Below are 8,324 nucleotides of genomic sequence, written 5' to 3'. Positions count from 1 at the left end.
ACTCCTCCACAGAATCCCCCTATGACGGAGTCGAATACTGGCAGACCCTCGCGCTCGACTCCCAAGGGCGGGGCATGTGGGTGCTTCCTGCCTATGTCCCCGCGATCGGCGCCCCCAAAGCCCCTTGGATCGCCCTGGCGTCCACACAGGACGGCTCCCCCGTGGCCGCACGGCTCGTGCAGGACCAGTGGGGCCCAGACGCCACCCCCTGGCACGTTGAGCTGCACGGCAGCCCCGGGGTCATGGTCAGCGTCCTGGTGAAGGGCGCCCGCATCCTCGACACCAAGACCGGCTGGGAAGACCGCACCGGCCAGGACCTGTGGGTCATGCCCCCACAGACCCGGGCGACGCCGAGGCGTCAATGAGCGTCGGCGGCGACGTCTATGGCCCCGCCCCAACCCCCACACAAAGAAGGAGAACACTCATGAATGACACTGTGGCCGAGCAGGCGGAGCAGATTAACGCCGATTTGGTCATCGAGAGCCTGGCTAGGGAGATCAGCTCACTAGCCACGCGCCTGGCACTGGCCGAAGCCCGTCTGCAGCAAGCTCAGCAGAATCAGCAGTCCTAAACGCTGCTCACCAATATTCCTGGCCCCGGCCCACACAGGTCCGGGGCTTTTCCATGCCTGAACCAACCAGAAGAAGGAGAACAACATGTTGAGGATTGTGGATGTGTCCTCGTGGCAGAAGGGAATCAACCTGTCTGCGCTTGACTGTGACGGAGCGGTAGTGAAAGCCACTCAGGGCACGAGTTATGTCAATCCGGATTGTGTGCGGGCTGTGGAGCAATGCCTTGCAGCTGGGAAAGCCACGGGCGTGTACCACTACATTAGCGGCATTACCTCGCCCGAGGTTGAGGCTGATTTCTTCATCGATCAAATCCAGGGTTGGAGTGGTCGGGTGGTCCTGGCCCTGGATTGGGAGCAACACGAGAATTACGCCTGGGGGAATGCGGACTGGCTGTGGCGCATGGCTCGTCGGACCATTGAGCGCACTGGCATCAAACCAATTATCTACGCCTCAGCCAGTGTGTTCCCCTGGAATACATGCACGGAACTGGACCTAGGCGCGTGGGTGGCGCAGTATGCGGATATGAGTCTCGAGGCTGGGAGAGCCGCCCATGGCGGAATTTCTCTGGCAAGGCGGTGATGCACCAGTACACTTCCAATGGCCGCATCAATGGGTGGAGTGGCGGATTGGATCTCAATGTTTTCTTCGGCGACCGGAGCGCGTGGAACGCTTACACAGGTGCGACCACCATGCCATCAGCGCCATCAGCGCCAGGAGGAAAGGCTCTGGTGGTGGACGGCTGGTTCGGGCCTGCCACCGTGACCCGATTCCAGGAGGTGCTGGGTACCACCGTCGATGGTGTTATTTCTGGTCAGTCCACGGCGGATCGCGCCCATCTGATCAACATCGGCGAAGCGGCTTGGAATTTCTCTGAAAAGGGCGGCTCTGAGGCGGTCCGTGAGTTGCAGCGGCGCCTGGGTGTGCCCGCGGATGGTTTCCTTGGGGCTCAGACCATCAGGGCCTGGCAGGCCCGCCTGGGCGTGCCCGAGGATGGTTTCCTCGGCCCCCTCACAGTGATGGCGCTGCAGCGCGCCTTGAACGAGGGGCGGCCGCTATGACAGGCAAGCATGTGGCTTTGCAGGGGGATCGGCCCGGGGTTGTCGCTTGGCTGACTCCACAGCGACGCAAGGCCGCCTACGCGCTGGCGGCTGCGATCCTAGCGTTCGGCGCAGCCATAGGGTGGCTGACGCAGGAGCAGGTGACTGTGTGGCTGAGGGTGCTCGAGCAGCTTGCGGGTATCGTCGCGCTACTGGTGGCAGTGGTGCACACCGGCGGCGTTTATGAGGGCCCGGTCGCCGGAGCTCTAGCGTCTGAGGACACGGAGGCCTGAGACGATGCGCCGCTGGTCCTGGCCCCGCACAGCCAGATGGGCCTGGGGCACCCTCGTCCCCCCACGCATCCTCTCACTCCTGGCCGCATCGGCGTATGCCTGCCTCGCCATTGGTATGACGGCCGCGATCATCGCCCCGACAGTAGTCAGCGAGCCCTCCTCAAAGATCGGCGCGGGTGTCGCCACTTTCGGCGCCCTAGCTGCTGCACCATCCGCCTGGCGCGGCTGGTGGGGAGTAGAAGCCCCCGCGGCCGCCATCGTCACCGTGGGCCTGTCAGCGCTCGCGGCTTCTGGGCTGCTTCATGGTGATGATTGGCCGTCATGGGGGATCTGGCTCATCCTCGGCGTGGTGCTGGGGTTGCTTCAGCGGGTGATCCGGATCTGGGGGATTCGCTGGCAGCCTGGTCAGGAGCCGGAGACGTCTTTGCGTGCCACGGAGCGGCGCTTGCAGGTGGTGCGGGCGATCAGCGCCGATGTGCTGGCGGCTCAGGCTGAGGGGGTGACCAGAGGTGGTGCGGGTTGATCTGATAGTGTCGGTCATCGTGGCCGCGTTCGGCTCCCCGTTTGTGGTCGCGCTTTTTCAGGCGGTCCGATCGTCGTGGCGGGAGCGCCGAGACGTTGAGACGACAGCTCAGAAGTACAGGCGCTTGGCGGCAGCTTGGGAGGCGACTTGCTGGGAGACCAGGCTCCTGGCGAGCCGTCACGGTGTGCCTCAGTCTGATTTTCCTCTTGGCCCAGGGGAAGGCCCTCAGGGACCTGCTGTGACTCTGCCTGCTCCGGGGCCGCCTGCCCCTGGAGATGGAGGACCCCCGCAGGGCGCGTCACCGCAGCTGCGGTGAGAGGCGGCGGGGGGACTATTGACATCAAGCGTACCCCTGGACACAAGTGAGGCCCCACCCGCAAAGGGTGGGGCCTCACTTGTGTCCAGTCCCGGTCTATCCAGGCGTTGATGGTGGTCTAGGGGCGGCGGCCCAGGTAGCGGTATACGGTGGGGCGGGTGACCCGCCCCTGTTCAGCGATGGTTGTTAATGGCGTGCCCAGTAGGTCAGAGGCGATCATCGCTCCCTGGTTGACGAGCTTTGCATCTTCGCAGGCGTCAACAGCGTCGGCGTAAGCGCGTCCGGCCTGTTTTGGGGTGCGTGTCCCTAGAATGACGCCGACCGCACCATCTAAGGCCAGCTCGCGCGCCTCTTGGCTGTCCGCCGCCAAGATCGCGTCGATCTTGGCGCCAGCGCGCACGATAAGGTCGAGCTGCTTGTCGGTGGCCTCAATGTCGTGTTCATCTAAATAATCTTCGCCCCAGGTCCAGTCCCCATCGAGGCTGGCTATGTCCTCCAACTTGTACTGCTCGATGGCTTCCAAAATGGCGACATCCGGGTACCGAGTTGGGCACTTCTTGCCGGCGAACATGGGCTCCGGCCAATCCTGGCGTGGAACATACTGTTCCACCGCCGGCCACTCCTCTGTGGAGTCCGTTGAAACGGACTCGCCATCCGGCGGGGTTACCAGGAAGCTGGGGGAGATACCCCCGAAGCCGTCTGGGTCGATAAAAAACTCGATGAGCGCACCATCAGGCGCTTCGGCCTCCAACAAGCACTTACAGTCCGAGTCCCGTCGCCAGTTGTGGCTGGGCTTCCTCCAGGTCGTGACACGTCCCGGCGAGGCGACTGATGTCATATTGCTGCACCTATTGCTGCACTCAAATGCTCTATGAGGAGCGTATTGCCTGCAATTTGAGTAGTTATAACTATCTTGCTTCCTCTTGAACATCGGCCTTCTAATCCGCAGGTTCCCGGTTCGAGTCCGGGTGGGGGCACCACGCGAATCGTGCCATTCCGGCGCACTGCCAAGCGAAAATCGCTCCCGCGCCCAAGCCTTGGCTACACCCTAAATCGCCCTATATCCTCCATTACGTGACACGGACTGCTGCACTTGCTGCTGCACCTCACCTCACGACAGGAGGACACCATGGCCAGACGCGGCAACGGCGAGGGCAGCATCTACAAAGACTCTCAGGGCCGCTGGACCGCCGCCCTGACACTCCCCCCAGACCCCACCACCGGCAAAACCAAGCGGAAGTACATCCGCGCCCGCACCCGCGCTGACGTCATCCGCAAACTCCGCCAAGCCCAAGCCTCGCTCGCGACCCCAGGAGTCCACGCGGCCTCTTCTTTGATGATGTCTCAGTGGGCACGCACCTGGCTTGAGCGCGACGTCGCGCCTCGCCGCAAGCCCGCCACTACCCGCGACTATGAGGGCTCAATGCGGCTCTACGTGATCCCGACGATCGGGCGGCGGCGCCTAGACCAGCTCGACACTACAGACGTGCGCCAGGTCCATCGGGCGGTGGCTGGCGCGGGCCGCTCGGCCGCGACCGTGTCCCGGGTCCACCGGGCACTGGCCGCGTGCCTGGCGGCCGCTGAGCGTGAGGGCCTGATCCTGCGCAATCCGGCTCGCTTCGTGTCCCCGCCGCCCCTGCGTCAGGCTCCAGCCCCGATGCTGTCTGCGGAGCAGGTCCACACCTACCTGCGCTCCCGCCTGGATCAGCCGGACTATGTGCGCCGCCTCGTGGCGTTCACGCTGGGGGCCCGCCAAGGGGAGGTGCTCGGCATCACTCTGGATCATCTGCACCTCGACGCTCCCACGCCGTCGGTGGAGCTGGCGTGGGAGGTTAAGCGCGTCACCTGGGCCCACGGCTGCGGCGCCACTGACACGGGGCGGCAGCACGCTTGCGGCCGCGTGCGTGGCGCAGATTGCCCAGAGCGGCACGCCCCGGTCCCGGAGCACTTGGAGGCAGAGCGTGTCCACGGTGGCCTGTGGCTGCTGCGCCCTAAAACCGTGGGCTCGTGGCGCCACGTGGCCCTGCCTGCCACGCTCGCCGACGCTCTGCGCACCCACCTGGCTCAGACGCGCCCGGTCCGCTTCGTGTTTGAGGCCGCACCTGGTGCACCTATCGATCCTCGCGTGGATTGGGGTGAGTGGACCGCAGGCCTGCGGGCCGCTGGCCTGCCGCACGTGCGCCTACACTCGGCCCGCGCTTCAGTCGCGACCCGCCTCCTAGAGGAGGGAGCGCCTCAGCGCCTCATCATGGAGATCCTCGGCCACACCCAGGCCGCGACCACCTCCCACTATCAACGCCCTTCCTTGGCGTTCCAGGAGCGAGCCCTGACCAGCGTCGAGACCGCACTCGCGGGGAGTTAGGCGTCGCGTTTATCTTGACTGGTGCGGTTCGCCTAGGCCCCTCGGTCCTTCTTGCGCAGCCAGGCCGCATAGTCCTCTGCTTCCTGTAGTGTCGCTAGCGCCCAGGTGTGTGCGCCACGGTGACCCCACCACCTCAGCACTACAGGCAGGACAAGGCGCCCCTGAGTACGTCTCAGCATGTTGTGTGCCTCACCCTTCCATCCCAGCGACAGATAGGCGACAGTCGCTCCGCCGACCTTGATGGCGACGGCGTCTGCGTCGTAGCTGTTGGTCGACTCAGGCACGACGTCGGCGAGGGTAGCCAATGCGCCGACCTGCTCTCCGAGCGGGCTAGCGGCCATCATCCCGGCACCTGAGATGAGCTCGTAGACCGCCTGCTCATGTTGCTCCATGGTGTAGAGCTTGACCTTGCCTCCGCTCACGAAATCCATGTCGCCGCGCATCAGTAGCTCGCTGATGTTCCATATGACGGTCGGCCCAGTGTTCACGGCCGCGTGGGCGGGCTTAGCGGGAGCCTGAGGCTTGTTCGGAATAGGGATCCTCTGCGACTCCAGATGCCGCCCCCACCAGATGAGTCCGACCCCCACAGCAGCACACATCAGGCCTCCGGGGATTGGATCGTTTCCCGATCGGTCGAAAAGACCTCCGACGACGCTGATAGTGCCGAGCGCCGCGAGGACATAGCCCCAAAGCTTGCGGCGGCGCCCCTTCCAGCGGCTACCTGGTGGTGGTGTGAGTGGCTCCATCATCGCAGTGCCTTCCTAGCGCAGGCCAGCCCTTGCGCTCGCGGGCAGGGGTGGTCTGGCTATGTGTTGGGGAGTGTGGCCGCTGGGGATTGCGGCTGGTCTGCACATTAGTCTGCCAGGAGGATTCGCACCACTGGCGGCCCTACTATCGCATCGTGCGTAGCGTCGTCCGGTAGGCCTGGATCACCCAGATGGGAACCTCCAGCTCCATGGCGAGCGCGCCTAGGTGGGGGCCGGCCAGGGCCTCGGCGCGCCGGTAGGACGCGGTGTCTATGAGGGTGGTGGCCACGGCCCGGTCTATGCGGGCCTCCACCCAGCGGGCCTGGTGCCCGTCGTGCCCGGCGGCGGCGTGGGCCGTCTCGTGCATGAGTACGGGGACGGCCTGCCACTCCTCCAGCCGGTGGTCCAGGACGATTGTGCGCGCGCCGTGGTGGTAGCAGCCCGCCAGTCCCTGCGGCAGGCGCGCCCAGTCCACGGCCACGCCCATGGTGGCGCACTCGAGCAGCAGGGCCTCCAGGCCGGGACGGGTCACCTGGCAATCGTATTGCGAGGCTGGGGCGTGCGGGTCAGGCGACGACGTTGAACTGGTCTGCTAGGTGAAGAAGCGCGGGCTCCAGGTCGTCCAGGTCGTTGATACGTACGAGGTTGGCTACCTGCTCGGCCTCGCGCAGCACGCCAGCGTCCCAGGCGCAGGCGTCGTTGACGACTGCGAGCCTGTTGCCGATGGGCAGGTCGGACTGGCTGAAGATCGTGTAGCAGTGCTCGTGAGCCTGCTCGCGGGTCTCGCGGGTCTTTCCGCCCATGGCCTGTACGGCGGCGACGACGCTGCCGTGGCGGGTGATGGTCTCGGTGACCTTCTTGGTGCGTCCGGAGGTGAGCCGGAGGCTGCCGTCTCCAGCCTCCAGACCGCGCGAGGAAAAGGCGCGGTCTGTCAGCAGGCGTCGGGCGCGGTCTCGCACGAGCATGGAGAACGGACGCCCTCCCGTGCGGGGCTCGCGGGTGTAGGCGAGCCCTTCGGCGCGCAGCGCCGCGTGCGAGATGTCGCGCAGCACCTGGCCGATCGTCTCGTCGGTGGCCCAGGCGAGGATCTCTGCGTCCTGGCAGCTCCCCATGGGGTCCTTGTCTCCTGGCACGAACGCGCCCGCTGGGCGCGCGATAGTGTCCCACGCCGTAGTGAAGGCGGGGCCGCTGACAGCAGCGCCCAGGCCGGCCAGGTGGGAGAAGGTCTGCCCGTCATCGGTGACGTACCAGCCTCCGGGGGCTGGGCGTACCGAGAGGATGACACCGTCTCCGTCGGAGTAGTAGGCCGGCATCCACACGGCGAACCCCTCGGAGGTCTCGACCACCTCAAAGCCCTCGTCCATGGCGCTGAAGTAGAGGCTGGAGAGTGTCTTTGGGTCCATCTCGCTCACCTCGTTCCCTCTGGCGGGTCTACCCATGCCAGCCCGCTGGTGTCTACGTGGCACAGCCGGGCAAACGCCATGAACATCATGCACCGCTCCTCGTTGGACACGCTAGGGGATATAGGGCACTGCGGGAAGGTGTCATCGACCGGCGCGCAAAGCTCTCTTCCGTCCTGCTGGTAGGTGTGCACATGAGTGGCGCGCCCGAGGCCGTGCCCGTTGCCGTGGACGCAGACCCGGCGTATCGGGGGCGTCCTGACCCCGTCGCGGATACCGAGGTAGGCGAGGCTGACCTGCCACGGGCGCGGAGCGTTGTACTGCATCATCAGCAGCCCGTCCTGGAGCAGTACGCACCCAGTGACATACGTCGACGCAGCCGCGTACGTCCCTGTGCTTGCGGGACGCCCAGGACAGGCCACCCACCGTCCGCGCCCTGGAGTCCTCACTGAGCAGGTACCCCATCGTCTGCACGTCTATCGCCCCCGCAGGCTGGTGAGCCCTTTCCTTACGCCCCACGCCTCAGCCCTCCTCTGCCGGGCCTGCCTGGGGCTCCTCGCCCAGGTCCTCGCGCCACCCGGACCGCTCCGCGGCCTCACGCGCCCAGGACAGGTCCCGCTTGGCCGCTAGACCCAGGGACTCCACCGGCACCCCAGCCGCCAGACCAGCCAGCAGCCGCTCACGCTCCTCCTCACGAACACGAGCAGCCACCACACCCTCAGCCTCAGACAGCACAGAAGACGGTCTCAGCCCGAGAGCCGAGCACAGCCTTTCCAGATCGGTCATCGTGCAGGAAGTGAGGCCGTTGAAGAGATCGCCCAGGCGAGACTTGCCTAGCCCGGTTGCATCCGCCAGAGACCGTAATGACAGTCCCTGATCTTGGGCGTGGGTCTTCAGCGCCGAGACGACAGCCTGCTCGACATCGTCGATTGGAATCTTGCGTATACCCACACGCAACAGTGTCCGACGAAACGGACGCGCGGGCAAATCTCTGCTTGACATGTCCGCTGTTACGGACGATGATAGCGCTTGCGTCCGAGTTTTCGGACAATAGTCAGAATCGGACGGAATCTAC

The 8,324-nt window shown here is 65.4% G+C and carries 12 protein-coding genes; 7 read left to right on the top strand and 5 right to left on the bottom strand.

Annotation, left to right across the window (positions count from 1 at the left end):
- The 6 genes from DR039_RS11230 to DR039_RS03705 form a co-directional block, all read left to right on the top strand.
- Window positions 1–365, top strand: a 365-nt coding sequence (locus tag DR039_RS11230) for a hypothetical protein (RefSeq protein WP_172458353.1), incomplete at its 5' end; no start/stop codon positions are given.
- A 59-nt stretch (window positions 366–424) separates the two neighbouring features.
- A complete protein-coding gene (locus DR039_RS11225; protein ID WP_170166872.1) occupies window positions 425–571 on the top strand; it encodes a hypothetical protein in 147 nt (48 codons plus the stop codon).
- Window positions 572–656: 85 nt separating this feature from the next.
- Window positions 657–1,151 (top strand): GH25 family lysozyme, encoded by a 495-nt coding sequence (locus DR039_RS03720; protein ID WP_111836082.1) that lies wholly within the window; start codon window positions 657–659, stop codon window positions 1,149–1,151.
- Entirely contained in the window at window positions 1,151–1,630 is a 480-nt protein-coding gene (locus DR039_RS03715) for a peptidoglycan-binding domain-containing protein (RefSeq protein ID WP_172458352.1), read from the top strand. The genes DR039_RS03720 and DR039_RS03715 overlap by 1 nt, the downstream gene beginning before the upstream one ends.
- A complete protein-coding gene (locus DR039_RS03710; RefSeq protein WP_126622218.1) occupies window positions 1,627–1,902 on the top strand; it encodes a hypothetical protein in 276 nt (91 codons plus the stop codon). The genes DR039_RS03715 and DR039_RS03710 overlap by 4 nt, the downstream gene beginning before the upstream one ends.
- 4 nt (window positions 1,903–1,906) lie before the next feature.
- Window positions 1,907–2,425 carry a hypothetical protein gene (locus DR039_RS03705; protein ID WP_111836079.1) on the top strand — a complete coding sequence of 173 codons (519 nt, stop codon included), beginning with the start codon at window positions 1,907–1,909 and terminating at the stop codon, window positions 2,423–2,425.
- Window positions 2,426–2,859: 434 nt separating this feature from the next.
- Here the strand turns inward: DR039_RS03705 and DR039_RS03700 are convergent, their stop codons facing one another.
- A complete protein-coding gene (locus tag DR039_RS03700; RefSeq protein ID WP_126622220.1) occupies window positions 2,860–3,579 on the bottom strand; it encodes a hypothetical protein in 720 nt (239 codons plus the stop codon).
- Window positions 3,580–3,870: 291 nt separating this feature from the next.
- Between DR039_RS03700 and DR039_RS03695 the strand changes: the two genes are divergently transcribed.
- On the top strand, window positions 3,871–5,103 hold the full coding sequence (locus DR039_RS03695; RefSeq protein WP_111836077.1) for a tyrosine-type recombinase/integrase: 1,233 nt from the start codon (window positions 3,871–3,873) through the stop codon (window positions 5,101–5,103).
- Between the two features lie 32 nt (window positions 5,104–5,135).
- Here the strand turns inward: DR039_RS03695 and DR039_RS11060 are convergent, their stop codons facing one another.
- The 4 genes from DR039_RS11060 to DR039_RS03670 form a co-directional block, all read right to left on the bottom strand.
- Window positions 5,136–5,525: a hypothetical protein gene (locus tag DR039_RS11060; protein ID WP_126622207.1), complete on the bottom strand. Its 390-nt coding sequence runs from the start codon at window positions 5,523–5,525 to the stop codon at window positions 5,136–5,138.
- A gap of 469 nt (window positions 5,526–5,994) precedes the next feature.
- Window positions 5,995–6,381, bottom strand: a complete 387-nt coding sequence (locus tag DR039_RS03685; protein ID WP_111836075.1) for a hypothetical protein — start codon at window positions 6,379–6,381, stop codon at window positions 5,995–5,997.
- Between the two features lie 34 nt (window positions 6,382–6,415).
- The gene (locus tag DR039_RS03680; protein ID WP_111836074.1) at window positions 6,416–7,252 is read right to left on the bottom strand and encodes a hypothetical protein; all 837 of its coding nucleotides are present in this window, start codon (window positions 7,250–7,252) and stop codon (window positions 6,416–6,418) included.
- Between the two features lie 519 nt (window positions 7,253–7,771).
- Window positions 7,772–8,200, bottom strand: a complete 429-nt coding sequence (locus DR039_RS03670; protein ID WP_170166866.1) for a helix-turn-helix domain-containing protein — start codon at window positions 8,198–8,200, stop codon at window positions 7,772–7,774.
- Window positions 8,201–8,324 lie beyond the last annotated feature (124 nt).

It is taken from the genome of Actinomyces bovis (assembly GCF_900444995.1).
GTDB lineage: Bacteria > Actinomycetota > Actinomycetes > Actinomycetales > Actinomycetaceae > Actinomyces > Actinomyces bovis.
This window is presented reverse-complemented; position numbering and strand designations above follow the sequence as displayed.

Excerpts from the sequence above, each read along its gene's own strand:
- DR039_RS03715 (WP_172458352.1), top strand. The coding sequence starts at position 1,151 with ATGCACCAGTACACTTCCAATGGCCGCATCAATGGGTGGAGTGGCGGA.
- DR039_RS03720 (WP_111836082.1), top strand. The coding sequence starts at position 657 with ATGTTGAGGATTGTGGATGTGTCCTCGTGGCAGAAGGGAATCAACCTG.
- DR039_RS03700 (WP_126622220.1), bottom strand. The coding sequence starts at position 3,579 with ATGACATCAGTCGCCTCGCCGGGACGTGTCACGACCTGGAGGAAGCCC.
- DR039_RS03705 (WP_111836079.1), top strand. The coding sequence starts at position 1,907 with ATGCGCCGCTGGTCCTGGCCCCGCACAGCCAGATGGGCCTGGGGCACC.
- DR039_RS03680 (WP_111836074.1), bottom strand. The coding sequence starts at position 7,252 with ATGGACCCAAAGACACTCTCCAGCCTCTACTTCAGCGCCATGGACGAG.
- DR039_RS03710 (WP_126622218.1), top strand. The coding sequence starts at position 1,627 with ATGACAGGCAAGCATGTGGCTTTGCAGGGGGATCGGCCCGGGGTTGTC.
- DR039_RS03695 (WP_111836077.1), top strand. The coding sequence starts at position 3,871 with ATGGCCAGACGCGGCAACGGCGAGGGCAGCATCTACAAAGACTCTCAG.
- DR039_RS11225 (WP_170166872.1), top strand. The coding sequence starts at position 425 with ATGAATGACACTGTGGCCGAGCAGGCGGAGCAGATTAACGCCGATTTG.